This window comes from Brachymonas sp. J145 (assembly GCF_036312245.1).
GTDB classification, from domain to species: Bacteria; Pseudomonadota; Gammaproteobacteria; order Burkholderiales; family Burkholderiaceae_C; genus Brachymonas; species Brachymonas wangyanguii.
In genome coordinates this window covers 64,500-82,757 of record NZ_JAZDCI010000010.1, presented here as the reverse complement: position 1 = coordinate 82,757, position 18,258 = coordinate 64,500, and the positions used below count along the sequence as shown (strand labels likewise).

Here is an 18,258-nt window from a genome sequence, read left to right as displayed (position 1 = left end):
TCCAAGCCTGTGACGTCTTGTAACCCGTTCTAATTCCCTCCGGTTGCAGTGTGCGCTGCGAGTTTCAACAACATGAAGCCCCCCGTTAACGCAGCCCATATCCCTCATCAACAAGGAGACATACCCATGAGTAGTGATCCCAACGTTGCAAATGATCCAATCATCCAGAAGATCAGCAACAACCCGAAGTATCAGGCGCTGAAAGCAGAACGCAACAAGTTCGGCTGGACGCTGGCCATCATCATGCTGGTCGTGTACTACGGCTATATCGCCCTGATCGCCTTTGACAAGGAGTTCCTGGCACAGCCGATCGGCACTGGCGTCACCACGCTGGGTATTCCGCTGGGCATGGGTGTGATCGTCTTCACCATCATCATCACCACCATCTACGTGCGTCGTGCCAACTCCAAGTACGACGCCATCACCGCAGAGATCCTGAAGGAAGCCAGCAAATGAAAAAAATCTCCCTTGCGCTGGGCTCGCTGCTGGCAGCGGGTACCGTCCTGGCGGCCGGTGGTGACGTAGGCGAAACCGCCAAGCAGGCCACCAACTGGACTGCCATCATCATGTTCGCCGTGTTCGTGGTCGCCACCCTGGGCATCACCAAGTGGGCGGCTGGCCGCACCAAGTCGGCGTCCGACTTCTACACCGCCGGTGGTGGCATTACCGGTTTCCAGAACGGTCTGGCGATTGCCGGCGACTACATGTCTGCGGCCTCCTTCCTGGGCATTTCTGCTGCCGTGATGGCAACCGGCTACGACGGCCTGATCTACTCGATCGGCTTCCTGGTCGGCTGGCCCATCATTACCTTCCTGATGGCCGAGCGCCTGCGCAACCTGGGCAAGTTCACCTTTGCCGACGTGGCCGGCTATCGCTTCCAGCAGGGCCCGATCCGTGCGTTTGCCGCCTGCGGCACGCTGGTGGTGGTGGCCTTCTACCTGATCGCCCAGATGGTGGGTGCCGGCCAGCTGATCAAGCTGCTGTTCGGCCTGGACTACATCATTGCCGTGATCATCGTGGGTATCCTGATGATGGCCTATGTGGTGTTCGGCGGCATGACTGCGACCACCTGGGTGCAGATCATCAAGGCCGTGCTGCTGCTGTCCGGCGTGACCTTCATGGCCTTCATGGTGCTGATGAAGTATGGCTTCAGCCCCGAAGCCCTGTTCAGCCACGCTGTCCAGGTCAAGACTGCCATCGCACAAGCCGGTGGTGCCACGCCTGAAGCGGCTGCCAAGACTGGCCTGTCCATCATGGGCCCGGGTGGCTTCATCAAGGATCCGATCTCTGCCATCAGCTTCGGCATGGCGCTGATGTTCGGTACCGCCGGCCTGCCGCACGTGCTGATGCGTTTCTTCACCGTGCCGAATGCCAAGGAAGCACGCAAGTCCGTGGCCTGGGCCACGACCTGGATCGGCTACTTCTACATCCTGATCTTCATCATCGGTTTCGGTGCCATCACCCTGGTGCTGACCGACCCGACCTTTGCCGACACGACCAAGGGCGTGATCAAGGGCGGTGCCGGTACGGCCAACATGGCTGCGGTGCTGGTGGCTGAAGTGGTAGGCGGTGACGTGTTCTTCGGCTTCATCTCTGCCGTGGCTTTCGCGACCATCCTCGCCGTGGTGGCGGGTCTGACCCTGTCCGGCGCTTCCGCCGTGTCGCACGACCTGTACGCTACCGTGTTCAAGAAGGGCAATGCCGACAACGCGGCTGAACTGCGCGTGTCCCGTATCACCACCGTGGCCCTGGGCATCATCGCGGTACTGCTGGGCATCCTGTTCGAGCGTCAGAACATCGCCTTCATGGTGTCCCTGGCCTTCGCCATCGCGGCGTCTGCCAACTTCCCGGTGCTGTTCCTGTCCATCATGTGGAAGAACATGACCACCAAGGGTGCCGTGATCGGTGGCTTCCTGGGCCTGATCTCCTCCGTCGCGCTGACCATCGTGTCGCCGTCGGTGTGGGAAGCCGTGCTGGGCAACCCCAAGGGTTCCGCGCTGTTCCCCTACACCTCGCCGGCCCTGTTCTCCATGACCATCGGTTTTGTCGGTATCTGGCTGTTCTCCATCCTGGACAACAGCAAGCAGGCTGCCAAGGAGCGCGCTGCGTTCCCGGCCCAGCAGATCCGTTCCGAAACCGGTCTGGGTGCTGCCAAGGCGTCTGACCACTAATTGCACCAGTTGCAACCCAGGCGAGCCCGCAAGGGCCGCCTGATTTGCCGGGCTGTTCCAGCCCGGTTTTTTTTCGTCCGGACCTTGCCGCGAAGCGCCAGTCGGCGTGAACTATTTGCTGGCGATGGTATCGATATCCTGCAAGAATGAAACACAAGGCAGGAGATTCCTGCCCGGCTGGTCATCCACGGATGGCTGGCCGTAGCATTGACAGGAGCATGGCCATGACGCAGTCCGTTCATACCGATTCCCACCAGACCGTTGCCGCAGCGCGCCGGCCATTGACGGCCATTGCGCTGGCCGCCGGCGTCGCCTTGCTGGCCGGTTGCAGCACCACCTTCAGCACCCAGGTTACCAACTTCAACCAGTGGCCGCAGCATACGCGTGGCGCTACTTACACCATCGTGCAGAACCCGCAGCCGGGTACGCTGGAACTGAGCGAGCTGGAACGCCAGACCTATGAGAATCAGCTGTCGCGTGCGCTGCAGGCGCAGGGGCTGGTGCCGGCCGCCAGGCCGGAATCGGCGCGGCTGGAGGCCGACATGGGCGTGACGCTGAAACGCGAGATCATCGAATATACGCGTCCGGTCTACCGTGACATGCCATGGTGGGGCTGGCCGGGCTACAACTTTGGCCCGGGCTTTGGTCCCTGGGACCACTGGGAAGATGGCGGCCTGGGCGGTGCCTGGGGTGGCATGTACCTGACCGAACAGCTGGTGCGCCAGCCGCTGCACACCTACAGCCTGAAGGTGCGTATCCGTGACCGGGCGCAACAGCAGGGCAGTGCGGCAGCTCCGGCGGTGTTCGAATCGACCGCGCAATATGCCGGCAATCCGGTGCAGCTGCCGTCGCTCATGCCCTATCTCATGCAATCCGCGTTTGATGGCTTTCCGGGCCAGAACGGCCAGACGCGCAAGATCGAGTTTGATGCCGATAGCGGTGCCAAACGGGTGCCGGCTGCAAGGCCTGCTGCGGCTGTCGCACGCCCCTGATCAGGCCAGCCCGGCTCCCGATACTCCGGTCGTCTGTGGGGTGCAGGCGACGCCGGGGGTGCAGATTTCGGCGCGCTCACGTAAAATTGCACGATTCCCGATGGCGCTGCATCGACAGCGGCCATTCTGTTCTGCTCTTGTTCACAATTCACATGTCATCTACCCTGCACCCCATGCTCAATGTGGCCATCAAGGCTGCGCGCGCCGCTGGCGCCATTATCAACCGTGCCTCCCTGGACATCGAGTCCGTCCGCGTGAGCCAGAAGCAGGTCAATGACTATGTGACCGAGGTGGATCAGCAGGCCGAACACGCCATCATCGATACCCTCCATACCGCCTACCCGCAGCATGGTTTTTTCGCCGAAGAAACCGGTCAGGCGCATGGTAATCCCGACAGCGATTTCGTCTGGTACATTGACCCGCTCGATGGCACCACCAACTTCATCCACGGTTTTCCGGTCTACTGCGTGAGCATTGCGCTGGCTGTGCGCGGCAAGATGGAGCAGGCGGTGATCTACGATCCCAGCCGCAACGACCTGTTTACCGCGACGCGTGGGCGTGGTGCTTTCCTGAACGATCGCCGTATCCGCGTCAGCAAGCGCATCCGCATGGCCGACTGCCTGGTTACCACCGGCTTCCCGTTCCGCCCGGGCCAGGACTACGGCCAGTTCATGCAAATGTTCACCGACATGATGAAGAAGACCGCCGGCGTGCGTCGTCCGGGCGCGGCCGCGCTGGACCTGGCCTACGTGGCGGCGGGTTTTAGCGATGGTTTCTTTGAAACCGGCTTGCAACCCTGGGACGTGGCCGCGGGCAGCCTGCTGGTGCAGGAAGCCGGTGGCCTGGTCGGCAACTTTACTGGCGAGGCCGATTTCCTGTTCAGCCAGGAGTGCCTGGCCGCCAACCCCAAGATCTATGGCCTGATGGTGGGCATGCTGAACCAGTACAGCCGTTACGGCGAGGAAGCCATGCGTGAGCGCATGGCCGAGCAGCAGGCTGCTGCCGCCGAGGCCGAGACAGACGCTGCAGGCGATGCCGAGGCCTGATTGCTGATCAGCGCTGGCACGACAGCCGCTTCCCTCCGGAAGCGGCTTTTTTTGCGCCAGAAAAACGCCTGGCTGCAGGGAGAGCAGGCCAGGCGTGGGCAGATGACGGCCCGCGTGGGCTCAGTCGGCGTCAGGCTGTACTTCGGGCGCGGCCTGCTGGAACGCCGGCAGCGCTTCGCAGGCAGCGACAATGCGCAGAATCGTCGGGTAATCGTCCAGCGGGCAGTTGAAGCGGCGTGCGTTGTAGATTTGCGGCACCAGGCAGCAATCGGCAATGCTCGGCGTGTTACCGTGGCAGAAGCTGCCGGTGGCAGGGTTGTTTGCCAGCAGCGCTTCCAGACCTTGCAGGCCGACAGCGATCCAGTGGCGGTACCAGGCGTCCTTCTGTTCGGGCGTGATCTGCAACTCCTGGCTCAGGTACTGCAGCACGCGCAGGTTGTTCACCGGGTGCAGGTCACAGGCAATCGCCTGGGCCAGGGCACGCACGCGGGCGCGGCCCAGCGCATCGGCCGGTAGCAGGGCCGGTTCGGGCTGGGTCTCGTCCAGGTACTCCATGATGGCGAGTGATTGCGTCAACACGCTGCCGTCATCGAGCTCGAACGAGGGTACCAGCGCCTGCGGGTTGGTGGCGCGGTAACTGTCGCTGCGGTGCTGGCCGCCGTCCTTCACCAGGTGCACCGGCACGGCGGTCCAGGCCATGCCCTTGAGGTTCAGGGCAATGCGGACGCGGTAGGCCGCCGAACTGCGGTAGTAGGTGTAGAGCTTGCTCATGGGCCGTGGCTTAGTGGGCGGCGCTGCCGTCGTGCATCCAGCGGGCATGCTCGGGCGCACGGCGGGTTTCGGCCCACTCGTTCAGCATGTCCCACTTCACCTCGTCCAGCATCTTGTACATCTCGGGCGTACCGGTGTCGGCTGCCAGTTCGATGCGGTGGCCGTTGGGATCGAAGAAGTAGATCGACTTGAAGATGGTGTGTTCGGTCGGGCCCAGTACCTCGATGCCGGCGGCTTCCAGGCGCTCCTTGGTCTTGACCAGGGTGTCAAGGGAATCGACCTTCAGCGCCAGGTGCTGTACCCAGGCCGGGGTGTTTTCGTCACGGCCCATCTCGGGGCGTGTCGGCAGCTCGAAGAAGGCCAGGATGTTGCCATTGCCGGCGTCCAGGAACACGTGCATGTACGGATCCGGGGCCTTGGTGGAGGGGACTTCGTTCTCGGCGATGGCGAGCACGAATTTCATGTCGAGGTGCTTGCCGTACCACTCGACGGTTTCCTTGGCGTCCTTGCAGCGGTAGGCGACGTGGTGGATATGCTGGATCAGGCTCATGGGGAGCTCCTTGTGAAATCGGATGAAAAAAGTGGGTGGAGCCCGGCGTGCATGCCCTTGTCTCCTGGAATGGAGGCCATCTGTGCGGCCCTGGGTGTATTGGACGCGAGACTGATTTATCATGCAAACAGTATTTATTCATCCATTTATCAGATTTTCCAATGAATGTTTCCCTGCGGCAGTTGCGCGCCTTTGTCGCCGTGGCGCGCTATGGCAGCTTCACGCTGGCGGCTGACAGCCTCTACATCACGCAATCGGCACTCAGCGGCCTGATGCGGGATCTGGAACGGGCGCTGCAGGTGCGGCTGGTTGATCGCAGCACGCGCCGCATCCGCCTCACCGATGTCGGCAGCCAGCTGTTTCCGCTGGTGCAGAAGATCCTGGACGACCTGGATACGGTGATGGCTGAAGTCGGCAAGCTCAAGGATCTGGAGCGCGGCCTGGTGCGCGTGGCCGTGCCGCAGCTGCTGGCCAGCACCTGGCTGCCGCCGATGCTGGCCGGCTTCCGTCAGCAGCATCCGCAGATCGAGTTGCGCCTGCTGGACAGTACGGTGGAGACGGTGGTGTCGCGCGTGTTTGCCGGTGAGGTCGATTTCGGCATCGGCCCAGAACGCGAGCCCAATTCGGACATCGAGGCGACGCTGCTGTTCGAGGTGCCGTTTCTGGCGGCGCTGCCGGCCGGACATGCGCTGGCGGCACGCGCCAAACTGCGCTGGGAAGACCTGATCGCCGAAGAGCTGATCACGCTGCAGGGCCAGTTCACCGAGCGGCTGTCGCAGGACCTGGGCGCTACCTGGCGCGGCCTGGGGCTGAAGCCGGCGCACGAGGTCAGCTTCATGGCGACGGCGCTGAAAATGGTGGCAGCCGGCCTTGGTGTCACGGTCTGCCTGCCGTATGCAGCCGAGTTGGTCGAGCAGCAAGGGCTGAAACTGCGGCCGCTGCAGGAGCCGGTGATCCGGCGCGGCGTGTATCTGTTCACGCGCAAGGGGCGCACGCTGTCGCCGGCAGCCGAGGCCATGCTGGCGCACCTGCGCGAGGCGATCGCGCAGCAGATGGCGCAGCTGCAGCAGCGCGGCTGGCTCTGAGCGGTGGCGACACCTACAATGCAGGATTCCGCAAGCAGGCCCGCCAGCGCCTGAGACTTGCCACACACCAGGATTTTCCAGACCGATGACGACCGTGACTGCCATCGCCGAGCTACCCGGCCACACGCCCATGATGGCGCAGTATTTTTCGATGAAAGTGGACTTCCCGACCACGCTGCTGTTCTACCGCATGGGGGATTTCTACGAGCTGTTCTACGACGACGCGATCAAGGCCGCGCGCCTGCTCGGCATCACGCTGACGAATCGCGGCCAGTCGGCTGGGCAGCCGATTCCGATGGCTGGCGTGCCGGTGCATGCGCTGGACAACTACCTGGCCAAGCTGATCCAGATGGGCGAATCGGTAGCGATTGGCGAGCAGGTCGGCGAGGTTGGTGCGGCCAAGGGGCCGGTAGAGCGCAAGGTGGTGCGCGTGGTGACGCCGGGCACGCTGACCGAATCCGAGCTGCTGGGCGACAAGACCGAAGCCGTGCTGCTGGCGCTGCAGGTGCCGGCGCGCATCAGCCGCAACCGCAGCATCGGCCTGGCCTGGATGAGTCTGACGCAGGGCCGCATGAGCCTGGCCGAATGCACGCCGGACGAGCTGCCGCAGTGGATCAGCCGCATCCAGCCGGTGGAAGTGCTGTACAGCGCCGATGCCAGCGAGGCGTTGCAACAGCAGCTGGCGCAATGGCAGCAGCACGGTGCCATGCAGCGCTTCATCGTTACCGAGCGTCCGGCGTTTACCTTTGACAGCGGCCTGGGCCTGCGCAAGCTGACCGAGCAGCTGCAATCGCCCAACCTGAATGCCTGGCAGGCCGACGAAGTGGTGCAGGCGCATGCCGCCGCCGCCGCGCTGCTGGCTTACGCCGAACATACCCAGGGCCGCGCCATGACGCATCTGCACCATCTGCAGGTGCAGCGTGATGACAGCCTGGTGCAGCTGCCACTGACGACGCAGCGCAACCTGGAGCTGACGCTCACGCTGCGTGGCGAGCCGAGTCCGACATTGTTCAGCCTGCTCGATAGCTGCCAGTGCGGCATGGGCAGCCGGGCACTGCGCGGCTGGATGCTGCAACAGCAGCGCGATCGCCTGCAGGCGCAGCAGCGGCTCGATGCCATCGCGCTGCTGCGCGAGCAGGGCCTGCGTGACCTGCGCGCCGCCCTGCATGGCACCAGCGACGTGGAGCGCATCAGCGCGCGGCTGGCGCTGCGCCAGAGCCGCCCGCGTGAGCTGGCCGGCCTGTTGCGCACGCTGGACCAGGCACAGGGCTTGCGTACGCAGCTGTTGCGCATACTGGATGCCGTGAGCGATCAGCCGGTGCTGCTGCAGCAGGTTGCCGACCAGCTGCAGCCGCCCACGGGCGTACTCGATCGCCTGCAGCAGGCGATTCAGCCTGAGCCGGCTGTCAATATCCGAGACGGCGGCGTCATCGCCGAAGGTTTTGACGCCGAGCTGGACGAGCTGCGTGGCATCCAGACGCGCAGCGCCGAATACCTGCTGGCGATGGAGCAGCGTGAGCGCGAGCGTACCGGCATCAGCAATCTGCGCGTGCAGTACAACCGCGTGCACGGCTTTTATATCGAAGTCACCAGCAGCCAGCTCGACAAGGTGCCAGACGATTACCAGCGCCGCCAGACCATGAAGAATGCCGAGCGCTTCATCACGCCGGAACTGAAGGCCTTTGAGGACAAGGCGCTGTCAGCGCAGGACCGGGCGCTGGCGCGCGAGAAGTGGCTGTACGAGCAGCTGCTGGAGCAGCTGCAGCCGCAGATCGCCGACCTGCAGCAGCTGGCGGGCGCACTCGCCACGCTGGATGCCGTGTGTGCGCTGGCTGAGCGCAGCCTGGCGCTGGACTGGTGCGCACCGGTGTTCGCCGTCGAGCCCTGCATCGAGATCGAGGCGGGGCGTCATCCGGTGGTGCAATCGCGCCTGATGGAAACTACCGGTGCCGGCTTTATCGCCAACGATACGCGCCTGTCGCCGAAGCAGCGCATGCAGATCATCACCGGCCCCAATATGGGCGGCAAGTCCACCTATATGCGCCAGGTGGCGCTGATCGTGCTGCTGGCCGGCATGGGCAGCTACGTGCCGGCGTCCAGCGCACGCATCGGCCCGATCGATGCCATCCTCACCCGCATCGGCGCGGCCGATGACCTGGCCAACGCGCAATCCACCTTCATGCTGGAAATGACTGAAGCAGCGCAGATCCTGCACGGCGCCACGCCCAACAGCCTGGTGCTGATGGACGAGATTGGTCGCGGCACCAGCACGTTTGACGGCCTGGCGCTGGCCGGCGGCATTGCCAGCCAGCTGCATGACAAGACGCAGGCGCTGACCCTGTTCGCCACCCACTATTTCGAGCTGACCGAATTCCCGCGCGAGCACCATGCGGCGGTCAACGTGCACGTCAGCGCCACTGAATCGGGCCAGGACATCGTGTTCCTGCATGCGATCCAGCCTGGCCCGGCGAGCCGCAGCTATGGCATCCAGGTGGCGAAGCTGGCCGGCATGCCGGCAGCGGTGATCCACCATGCGCGCCATGTGTTGCAGCAGCTGGAATCGCAACAGCAGGAGCAGCAGCACCAGATTGACCTGTTCACGGCACCGCCCGAACTGCTGGTGGCAGAGGCCAGCCGTGAGCCGGCCGAGGTCGAGCTGGCGCTGCGCGAGCTCGATCCCGATGCGATGAGCCCGCGCGAGGCGCTGCAGGCGCTCTATGCGCTGAAAGAGCTGCAGGACAAGGCCGGGGCATGAGCATGCAGACGCGATTCATCCTGCTCAACACCAGCCATGCCGGCAACGTCGGCGCCGTGGCGCGTGCCATGAAGGTGATGGGTTTTGACGACCTGGTGCTGGTGCAGCCGCGCTGGCCCGACGTGCTGACGCGCATCGAGGCGCTGGAGCGTGCCAGCGGTGCTGACGATGTGTTGCGTCAGGCGCGCATCGTGCAGAGCTGGCAAGAGGCCGTGGACGGCATCGAGCACCTGTGCGCCACCGCCATGACACCGCGTGATTTTGGCCCGCCCACGGTGGAGCCGCGTACGCACTTTGCCGATCTGGTACGCCAGCAGCAGGGCAGTGCCGAACAGCCGCCGCTGCGCAGCCTGGGGCTGGTGTTTGGCAGTGAGCGCTACGGCATGTTCAACGAGGAGGTCTACCGCTGCCACGCCTGCCTCAGCATCCCCACCAGTCCCGATTACGGCTCGCTCAACCTGGCCTCGGCGGCGCAGGTGCTGGCCTACGAATGGCGCCAGGCACTTGGCGGCTTTGCCGTGACCGAGGCACCGTCGGTCAGTGAGGCGCGCCGTGCCGATGCAGGCCAGATCGAAGGCATGCTGGCACACTGGCAGCAGATGCTGACCGAGATCGGCTATCTCGATCCGGCCGCGCCCAAGAAGCTGATGCCGCGCCTGCAGCAGCTGTTCCACCGCGCCGGCCTGCACGATGAGGAGATCCATATCCTGCGCGGCATTGCACGCAAGATGCAGCAGCGGCTGCAAGATCGCAAGCCCTGACGCCGATCAGTTTACTGGCTGGTTGTACACTGCAGACATGTTTGCACGCATCAAGTCCGATATCGATTGCATCCTGGAGCGCGACCCGGCGGCGCGCAGCCAGTGGGATGTGCTGTTCTCCTACCCCGGTTTCCACGCGGTGCAGCTGCACCGTCTGGCGAATGTCTGCTGGAAGAAGAACTGGACCTGGCTGGCACGCTGGATCTCGCACTGGGGGCGTTTTCTCACCGGTATCGAGATCCACCCGGCAGCCCAACTCGGCGAGCGCGTCTTCATCGACCACGGCATGGGCGTGGTGATCGGCGAAACCGCCGAAATCGGCGATGACTGCACCATCTACCACGGCGTCACGCTCGGCGGCACTTCGCTCTACAAGGGCACCAAGCGTCACCCGACGCTGGGCAAGGGCGTGGTCGTGGGGGCGGGAGCCAAGGTGCTGGGCGGCTTTACCGTCGGCGATGGCGCCAAGGTCGGTAGCAATGCCGTCGTCACCAAGCCGGTCCCGGCTGGTGCCACGGCGGTCGGCAACCCTGCGCGCATCATCCATCCCGATGACGGCAAGCCCAAGACCAGTTCCGGCCGTTTCAGCGCCTATGGCGTCACGCAAAAAGACGATCCGTTCAGCCTCGCCATGCGTGGCCTGGTCGACAATGCCGCCGGCCAGGACCAGCAGATCGAGCTGCTGTGGCAGGCCGTGGCCAAGCTGGCCGAGCAATTGCCCTGCGCCGAGGCCATGCCCAAGGAGGCTCCGCGCCACGAAGGTCTCACGCCCGAAGAGCTGAGCAAGCTGATCGACGACGAAATGTGACGGTCAACGCCTGTCGCGCCTCAGCCGCGCGGCAGGTAGTCCAGCAAGGTGTGGTAGCCCTGGATACGGGTATCACCAGCCCAGCGCAGCACATAGGTCTGTTGCTCGGTTTCCGGCAATTGCGGATGGCTGGCTGTCACGCGCAGGTAGTAGGTGCCGGCGCCGATCCGCGGCAGCACGGCCTCATGTGTCTGGCCCTGGATGAGCTCCCCCACGGGCGAGCGCAGTGCCGCATCGTGGAACAGCTGGGCGCTGACCTGAGACGGTACTTCCCGGATCTGCTGTTCTTGGGGTTGCTTGAACAGCACGCGGCTCCAGCGCAGCACGGGCTGGAAATCCGGACCTTCCTGGTAGACCGAGGCCTGGTCCAGCAGGCTGGGAGCGGCTATGACCTGCAGGCGTGTGAAGGCGTCCCGGCCTTCCAGGCCATGCGCATCCACGGCGCGCACACGCAGATACCAGAGGCCTTCGCCGAGCACGTTCATGTCCATGGCCGGGCCGGCCAGCAGTTCGCTGCGCTGGGTGGTCACGTGCTGCGCATCGCGCGACACGATCACGCGGTAGGCGCGCGCTTCCGGCTGTTCCGGAAAAGTCCAGGTGGCATCCGGCATGAACAGTGGTGCCTGCTGTGCTGCCAGATCTGGTGCGGGCAGCAGCGGGATTGCCTGCATGATGCCCTGGTTCGGGTCTACCACCACGCCTTCCCCGGCATGGACGAGGATTTCCGTGTCTTTCCAGGTGTTCTCGTTGTTGATGATGCCTTCCAGCACCTCGGCACGATCGGCGCGTACATACGGGTCGGCACTGGCAACACGGAAGCGGGTGCCGCGCACGCCAATCATCGAGGTAGCGGTTTCCACTTCCAGCGGCTTGGCGCGCGGAGATACTTTTTGCACGGCGGCTTCAAGCGCACCCTGGGCCAGACGCAGCTTGCTGGCAAACCAGTTCACGGTCTGGCCGGAATCATTGCGCACGGGATAATGGCGGTTTTCCACGATGTCCGCCACCGAATGCGGCATCAGCTGCACGCGGGAGCCGTCACTCAGCTCCAGCATGGCCGAGCTGTTGGCCAGCGTCTGGATACGCGCGTTTTCTCCCAGCCGTACGCCCGCCTGGATCGACTGCCCGCCCACCTGAACATGGCCTACCGTCGTGATCACATGCGCCCTGGCTGGCGTGAAGTTCAGCAGTTGCAGTGGCAGACGCACGGTGGTGCCCACGGGCGGCAGCTTGCCGCCGTCCGGCAACTTGTTGTAGAGCGCCACCTGCTCCCACTGGCTGGCCGCGATGCCCAGCCGCTTGCTGATGCTCTGGATCGTGTCACCACGCTGTACCACGTGGCTGGGCACCGGCATGCTGGCCTGCGCCAGGGCCGGGCCGGCAGCCAGCAGGGCCAGACAGAACCCGATACTTCCAGCCACGCCAGACAGTCGGGGCAGGGAGGCGGGCCGTAGCCGGCGGGAGCGGCTGGCGCTGGCAGAAGATCGGGAGACGTGGATCATGGTGGTAGCGTCAGTCTGGAGGTGAATCGGATCACAGGCGAAGGCCGGTGGCTGCCAGGTGGATTATTCCTGGTCAGCCTCTGGCTCTCCGGGGGCTGCGTCAGGCTCAACTGCGGTCGTCATTTGGGCCTTCAGCAGTTGGAAAAGTTCCCGGTAGGCACGTGCCTGGCGCGGTGCGGCGCCGGCAGGCTGCTTCGCCGCCGCTTCGGCGTCCTTGCGCGCCTGGCGCACCAGCGCGCGTAGCTGCTGGATATCGGTATCCGGATACTGTAGCAGCCATTCGGACAAGGCGGCATCGTGCCTACCCGCATCCAGCAGGCGATCACGCCAGTGCTCGGCCTGGTGCAGCAGCGCGATTTCGCTGGCGCTGCCTTCACGCTGTACCTGCAGGGCTGCGCGGATGGCGGCGACATCTTCCTCGTCCAGTTGGCGCATCAGCTTGCCGATGTACTGCATCTGTCGGCGTCCGCCCTCGAAATTGGTAATGCGCTTGTATTCTTTCAGTGCTTCCAGCAGGCGATCCGGCAGCTCCAGCGGGTTCAGCAGGCCGGCGCGCAGATTGAGCAGCTCCTGGCCGAGCTGCTGCAGAGCCTCGCTCTCGCGCTTCAGGTCGGTCTTGCTGGTATCGGTATCGCCCTTGGCCTGGCGTTTGAGCTCCAGGTCCATCTCGCTGCCTTCGGCAACGAACTGGCCGCGGACGTAATAGCCGCGTTTGGGTTTGCGTGACATGAGTGGTTATCCGGTAAGCATGGCAATAGGCCAGTATGATACTTCCCCATATGAAAACCAAAGCCAAAGCGCCCCGTCTTTCTGCCGCAGCCGATCAGCCCCTGAGCGGTTTTGCCTATAGCCGATCCCATTTCGAGGAGCTGGTCGACCTCGCCATCGCCCATGCGAAAAAACTCGGCGCCACCGATGTCGGTGCCGAAGCCTCCGAAGGCAGTGGCCTGTCGGTCTCGGTGCGCCGTGGCGAGCTGGAAAACGTCGAGCGCAACCGCGACAAGTCGCTCGGCGTCACGGTCTATCTGGGCCAGCAGCGCGGCAATGCCAGCACCTCGGACTTTTCGCGCAAGGCGATCGAGCAGACGGTGCAGGCCGCCTACGATGTGGCGCGTTACACGGCGCAGGATCCGGCTGCCGGCCTGCCCGACGAGCAGGATGTGGAGACCGAGATGCGTGATCTCGACCTGTTCCACCCCTGGAGCATCGATTCCGACGCTGCCGCCAAACTGGCACTGGCCTGTGAAGAGGCGGCCTTTGCCTGTGATCCGCAGATCAGCAACAGCGAGGGCGCGGCGGTATCGGCACAGCAAAGCCACTTTTTCAGCGCCCACACGCACGGTTTCCGTGGCGGCTATGCCAGCTCGCGCCACACGCTGAGCGTCGCCCCCATTGCCGGCAAGGGTGAAGCCATGCAGCGCGACTACTGGTACAGCTCGATGCGCCATCCGGACGAACTGGCCAGCGCCAGCGCGGTGGGTCGTTATGCCGCCGAGCGCGCGCTGAGCCGCCTGGGCGGCCGCAAGATCGACACCATCGAATGCCCGGTGCTGTTCGAATCGCCACTCGCTGCCGGCCTGCTCGGCAGCTTTGTGCAGGCGGTCAGTGGCGGCGCGCAATACCGCAAAAGCAGCTTCCTGCTCGACAGTCTGGGCAAGCAGGTGTTCCCGAAACACATCGATATCCTCGAAGATCCCTTCGTGCTGCGCGGCAAGGGTAGCAGTCCCTTCGATGACGAAGGCGTGCGCGAGCAGCGCCGCCTGGTGGTGGAGCAGGGCAAGCTGCAGGGCTATTTCCTGAGTGCCTACACCGCGCGCAAGCTCGGCATGCGCACCACCGGCAATGCCGGCGGCAGCCACAACCTGTCCTTCCACAGCAAGCGCACCCAGGCGACCGACACCCTCGACGAGATGCTGCGCAAGCTCGGTACCGGCCTGTTCGTCACCGAGCTGATGGGCCACGGCATCAACTACGTCACTGGTGACTATTCGCGCGGCGCCAGCGGTTTCTGGGTCGAAAACGGCGAGATCGCCTTTCCGGTGCAGGAAATCACCATCGCCGGCAACCTCAAGACCATGTTCAAGGGCATCGAGGCAATTGGTGCCGACGTCTACACCACCGGTGCCAAGTCCACCGGCTCAATCCTGATCAACCGCATGAAAGTGGCAGGCAACTGATGCAGGACGCCGGGCCTTCCCTGATCGTCGCCGACGGCACGCTGCCGAAGCTGGCGTTCCAGCTTTCCAACGATGCCTGGCACACGCCGCCCGAGTTGTGGCTGTACGGTCTGGCAGCGCTGCTGCTGATTGCCCTCGGCTGGTGGCTGACGCGTCGCCTGGGTCCGGTGCTGCGCAGCCTGTTGCGCGCCGGCCTGGTCGCCTTCCTGCTGTCGCCGGCGATCCTGGCCTGCGAGATCATCTCGGTGATGCCGTTCCCGGTGCTGCTGTCGCTGGCGCTGGGCGATAGGGCCAGCGTCAGTTGTGGTGCGCCGCTGGTGGCGTTGCCGCCCAATGCCATGACGTTTGGCGGCATCTGGCTGGTGCTGTTCCTGGCGTTCTGGTGCTGGGACTGGTTCCGCCGCCCGAATGTGCGCTGAGCCAGCAGTGGCCTACGCCGCATGAAAATGGCAGACCCGCGAGTCTGCCATTTTACTGGGAGCGGGCAGGGCGGTCAGCCGGCCAGCAGCGCCTTCACGGCGGCAGACACCTGACCCATGTCGGCCTTGCCGGCCAGCTGCGACTTGGCAGCACCCATCAGCTTGCCCATGTCGGCAGCGGCGGGAGCGCGGCCCTGTTCAGCTTCAAACGCCGCACCGATGGCGCGCACCGCTTCGGTGATCTCGGCCTCGCTCAGGCGTTCCGGCAGGTAGACCTGCAGCACCACGGCTTCGGCCTTTTCCTTGTCGGCCAGATCCTGGCGACCGGCGGCCTCGAAAGCGGTGATGCTGTCCTTGCGCTGCTTCAGCAGCTTGTCCACCACGGCGACCACGGCGGCATCATCCAGCGTGATGCGCTCGTCCACTTCCTTCTGCTTGATGGCCGCCTGCAGCAGGCGGATGGTACCCAGGCGCTCCATGTCCTTGGCGCGCATGGCGGTCTTCATGTCTTCGGTGATCTGGTCCTTGAGTGACATCGTGATTCCTGGTTAAGGTGAAAAATGGGGACAAAAAAACCCGCATCGGCGTCCCGAGCGGGTTTTTTCAGTGCCGGAACTGTAATCAGTACAGTTTCTTGGGCAGTTGCTGCGAACGCACGCGCTTGTAGTGGCGCTTGACGGCAGCAGCCTTCTTGCGCTTGCGCTCGGCCGTGGGCTTCTCATAGAACTCGCGGGCGCGCAGGTCGGTCAGCAGGCCCAGCTTTTCGATGGTGCGCTTGAAACGGCGCAGGGCAACTTCAAAAGGTTCGTTTTCTTTGATGCGGATAGTGGTCATTAGCTAATGGATTCAGTTAGTGCGAGAGTTTGCCGCAGGAAGATCGGGCCTGCGGGACAGCCCGCAAAAGTTTCCCCGTCATACAGTTGATCAGGCCGACGGGGTTTGCCAGCAAGGGTGAAATTATATGATGCCGTGGGCCGATGCGCAAGAAAGTGTGTGCTGGCGTTGCAAACAGGCTGCAATCGCTGTCCACTCGCTGCGCTCTGGCACGATGCCAGGTGGGCAGGAATAGGGGGATTTTCCCATGTCGGCCGCAGGCTTCCATGGTATTCTTGCACGCTTATTCTTATATAAGACCTAAGAGTTGCCTGCCACTGCAGGCGGCACGCATGCGTGGCTTCTGGCCGCCATGCAACCCTGTTTCACCGGCGCGCCGTGCGGTATCTGGCGATCCGGATCCGGTTTCTTATCTCTGGAGTCTTGCAAATGACTGCAACCGCTGTTCAACTGAACGTTCCCGATTTCGTCAAGCACCCGCAACTGATCGCCTGGGTGCAGGACATGGCCAATCTGTGCAAGCCTGACCAGGTCTACTGGTGTGATGGCAGCCAGGAAGAGTACGACCGCCTGTGCCAGCAGCTGGTAGACGCCGGCACCTTCCGCAAGCTGAACCCGGCCAAGCGTCCGGGCAGCTTCCTGGCCTGGTCTGACCCGTCCGACGTGGCACGCGTGGAAGACCGCACCTACATCTGCTCGCAGGACAAGGCCGATGCTGGCCCGACCAACAACTGGATGGATCCCGCCGAAATGCGCAAGACCCTGCAGCCGTTGTTCGACGGCTGCATGAAGGGCCGCACCATGTATGTGATCCCGTTCAGCATGGGCCCGCTGGGCAGCCCGATCGCCCATATTGGCGTGGAACTGTCTGACAGCGCCTACGTGGTGGTGAACCAGAAGATGATGACGCGCATGGGCAAGGCCGTCTATGACGTGCTGGGTACCGATGGCCCGTTCGTGCCCTGCGTGCACACGGTAGGCGCGCCGCTGGCCGAAGGCGAGAAGGACCAGACTTCCTGGCCCTGCAACCCGGATGTCAAGTACATCGTGCACTACCCCGAAACGCGCGAAATCTGGTCCTACGGCTCCGGTTACGGCGGCAATGCGCTGCTGGGCAAGAAGTGCCTGGCACTGCGCATCGCCTCCAAGATGGGCAAGGACCAGGGCTGGCTGGCCGAGCACATGCTGATCCTGGGCGTGACCAACCCCGAGGGCAAGAAGTACCACGTGGCTGCCGCTTTCCCGAGCGCTTGCGGCAAGACCAACTTCTCCATGCTGGTGCCGCCGCCAGCTTTCGAAGGCTGGAAGGTTACCACCATCGGTGACGATATCGCCTGGATCAAGCCGGGTGCCGATGGCAAGCTGTACGCGATCAACCCGGAAGCCGGCTACTTTGGCGTGGCTCCGGGCACCAATACGCTGACCAACCCGAACTGCATGGCCAGCCTGAACGAGAGCGTGATCTTCACCAACGTGGCACTGACCGATGACGGCGATGTCTGGTGGGAAGGCATGGAAAAGGACCAGGGCAAGATGCCGGATCACCTGATCGACTGGCAGGGCAAGGACTGGACGCCGGAAGACGGCAAGGCCGGCCGCAAGGCAGCCCACGCCAACGCCCGCTTCACCGTGGCCGCCATCAACAACCCGGCGCTGGACGAGGCCTGGGACGATCCGGCTGGCGTTGCCATCGATGCCTTCATCTTCGGTGGCCGCCGCAGCACCACCGTGCCGCTGGTGACCGAAGCGCGCAATTGGACCGAGGGCGTCTACATGGCGGCCACCATGGGTTCTGAAACCACCGCTGCCGCCTTTGGTGCGCAGGGCGTGGTGCGCCGTGACCCCTTCGCCATGCTGCCGTTCTGCGGCTACAACATGAGCGACTACTTCCAGCACTGGCTGGATCTGGGCGAGAAGCTGCAGGCCAGCGGTGCCCAGGTGCCGCCGATCTACTGCGTCAACTGGTTCCGCAAGGACGCCGACGGCAAGTTCGTCTGGCCGGGTTATGGCGAGAACATGCGCGTGCTGAAGTGGATGCTGGACCGCATCGAAGGCAAGGCAGCTGGCGAGCAGACCATGTTCGGCGTGGCCCCGTCCTACGACGAGATCAACTGGAATGGCCTGAGTTTCAGCGCCGACCAGTTCAAGACCGTCACCAGCGTCGACAAGGCGGCTTGGGCGGAAGAGTTCAAGTCGCACGACGAGCACTTCGACAAGCTGAAGGAGCGCCTGCCGAAGGCACTGGTCGAGACCAAGGCGGCGCTGGAGCAGCGTCTGGCCGAGGTGGCGTAAGCCTTCTCCTGTGAGCGGTTGCCCAGGCAGTCGCTGCGCGACCTCCATGTACAAGCCCCGCTTTCGAGCGGGGTTTGTGCGTTGGTGGGCTTGGG

Annotated in this window: 17 protein-coding genes; 11 read left to right on the top strand and 6 right to left on the bottom strand. The window is 63.9% G+C overall.

The features are described from left to right. Window positions 1-126: 126 nt before the first annotated feature. From V1261_RS09565 to V1261_RS09550, 4 genes are all read left to right on the top strand, one after another. Window positions 127-456: a DUF485 domain-containing protein gene (locus tag V1261_RS09565; protein WP_329771508.1), complete on the top strand. Its 330-nt coding sequence runs from the start codon at window positions 127-129 to the stop codon at window positions 454-456. Continuing rightward, a complete protein-coding gene (locus V1261_RS09560; RefSeq protein WP_329771507.1) occupies window positions 453-2,171 on the top strand; it encodes a cation acetate symporter in 1,719 nt (572 codons plus the stop codon). Before V1261_RS09565 ends, V1261_RS09560 begins: the two co-directional genes overlap by 4 nt. A 224-nt stretch (window positions 2,172-2,395) precedes the next feature. Next, a complete protein-coding gene (locus tag V1261_RS09555) occupies window positions 2,396-3,163 on the top strand; it encodes a DUF4136 domain-containing protein (RefSeq protein WP_329771506.1) in 768 nt (255 codons plus the stop codon). 152 nt (window positions 3,164-3,315) lie between these two features. Continuing rightward, window positions 3,316-4,209, top strand: coding sequence for an inositol monophosphatase family protein (locus tag V1261_RS09550; protein ID WP_329771505.1), 894 nt, complete (start codon window positions 3,316-3,318; stop codon window positions 4,207-4,209). Between the two features lie 120 nt (window positions 4,210-4,329). Here the strand turns inward: V1261_RS09550 and maiA are convergent, their stop codons facing one another. Together maiA and V1261_RS09540 are read right to left on the bottom strand one after the other, a co-directional pair. Then, window positions 4,330-4,980, bottom strand: a complete 651-nt coding sequence (maiA, locus tag V1261_RS09545) for a maleylacetoacetate isomerase (RefSeq protein ID WP_329771504.1) — start codon at window positions 4,978-4,980, stop codon at window positions 4,330-4,332. 10 nt (window positions 4,981-4,990) lie between these two features. Beyond that, window positions 4,991-5,530, bottom strand: a complete 540-nt coding sequence (locus V1261_RS09540; RefSeq protein WP_329771503.1) for a VOC family protein — start codon at window positions 5,528-5,530, stop codon at window positions 4,991-4,993. Between the two features lie 161 nt (window positions 5,531-5,691). Here V1261_RS09540 and V1261_RS09535 point away from each other — a divergent pair, with 161 nt between their 5' ends. The 4 genes from V1261_RS09535 to cysE all read left to right on the top strand — a co-directional run bounded on the left by V1261_RS09535 (window position 5,692) and on the right by cysE (window position 10,939). Continuing rightward, the gene (locus V1261_RS09535) at window positions 5,692-6,615 is read left to right on the top strand and encodes a LysR family transcriptional regulator (RefSeq protein WP_329771502.1); all 924 of its coding nucleotides are present in this window, start codon (window positions 5,692-5,694) and stop codon (window positions 6,613-6,615) included. Window positions 6,616-6,700: 85 nt separating this feature from the next. Then, entirely contained in the window at window positions 6,701-9,370 is a 2,670-nt protein-coding gene (gene mutS, locus V1261_RS09530; protein ID WP_329771501.1) for a DNA mismatch repair protein MutS, read from the top strand. A 2-nt stretch (window positions 9,371-9,372) separates the two neighbouring features. Continuing rightward, a complete protein-coding gene (locus V1261_RS09525) occupies window positions 9,373-10,131 on the top strand; it encodes an RNA methyltransferase (RefSeq protein WP_329771532.1) in 759 nt (252 codons plus the stop codon). 37 nt (window positions 10,132-10,168) lie between these two features. Further along, window positions 10,169-10,939, top strand: a complete 771-nt coding sequence (gene cysE, locus V1261_RS09520) for a serine O-acetyltransferase (protein WP_329771500.1) — start codon at window positions 10,169-10,171, stop codon at window positions 10,937-10,939. Between the two features lie 20 nt (window positions 10,940-10,959). Here cysE and V1261_RS09515 read toward each other — a convergent pair whose 3' ends face one another. Further along, window positions 10,960-12,441, bottom strand: a complete 1,482-nt coding sequence (locus V1261_RS09515) for a FecR domain-containing protein (protein ID WP_329771499.1) — start codon at window positions 12,439-12,441, stop codon at window positions 10,960-10,962. A 63-nt stretch (window positions 12,442-12,504) separates the two neighbouring features. After that, window positions 12,505-13,170, bottom strand: a complete 666-nt coding sequence (gene yjgA / locus V1261_RS09510) for a ribosome biogenesis factor YjgA (protein WP_329771498.1) — start codon at window positions 13,168-13,170, stop codon at window positions 12,505-12,507. Between the two features lie 50 nt (window positions 13,171-13,220). On the opposite strand from yjgA, the gene pmbA reads away from it, so the two are divergent. Further along, entirely contained in the window at window positions 13,221-14,618 is a 1,398-nt protein-coding gene (gene pmbA / locus V1261_RS09505; RefSeq protein ID WP_329771497.1) for a metalloprotease PmbA, read from the top strand. Next, complete coding sequence (locus V1261_RS09500) at window positions 14,618-15,037, top strand: hypothetical protein (protein ID WP_329771496.1); 420 nt, start codon at window positions 14,618-14,620, stop codon at window positions 15,035-15,037. The genes pmbA and V1261_RS09500 overlap by 1 nt, the downstream gene beginning before the upstream one ends. A 74-nt stretch (window positions 15,038-15,111) precedes the next feature. Here V1261_RS09500 and V1261_RS09495 read toward each other — a convergent pair whose 3' ends face one another. Continuing rightward, a complete protein-coding gene (locus V1261_RS09495) occupies window positions 15,112-15,573 on the bottom strand; it encodes a GatB/YqeY domain-containing protein (RefSeq protein ID WP_329771495.1) in 462 nt (153 codons plus the stop codon). 85 nt (window positions 15,574-15,658) lie between these two features. Then, window positions 15,659-15,871 carry a 30S ribosomal protein S21 gene (gene rpsU, locus V1261_RS09490; protein WP_018715221.1) on the bottom strand — a complete coding sequence of 71 codons (213 nt, stop codon included), beginning with the start codon at window positions 15,869-15,871 and terminating at the stop codon, window positions 15,659-15,661. 429 nt (window positions 15,872-16,300) lie between these two features. Here rpsU and V1261_RS09485 point away from each other — a divergent pair, with 429 nt between their 5' ends. Then, the gene (locus tag V1261_RS09485; RefSeq protein ID WP_329771494.1) at window positions 16,301-18,163 is read left to right on the top strand and encodes a phosphoenolpyruvate carboxykinase (GTP); all 1,863 of its coding nucleotides are present in this window, start codon (window positions 16,301-16,303) and stop codon (window positions 18,161-18,163) included. Window positions 18,164-18,258: the final 95 nt, after the last annotated feature.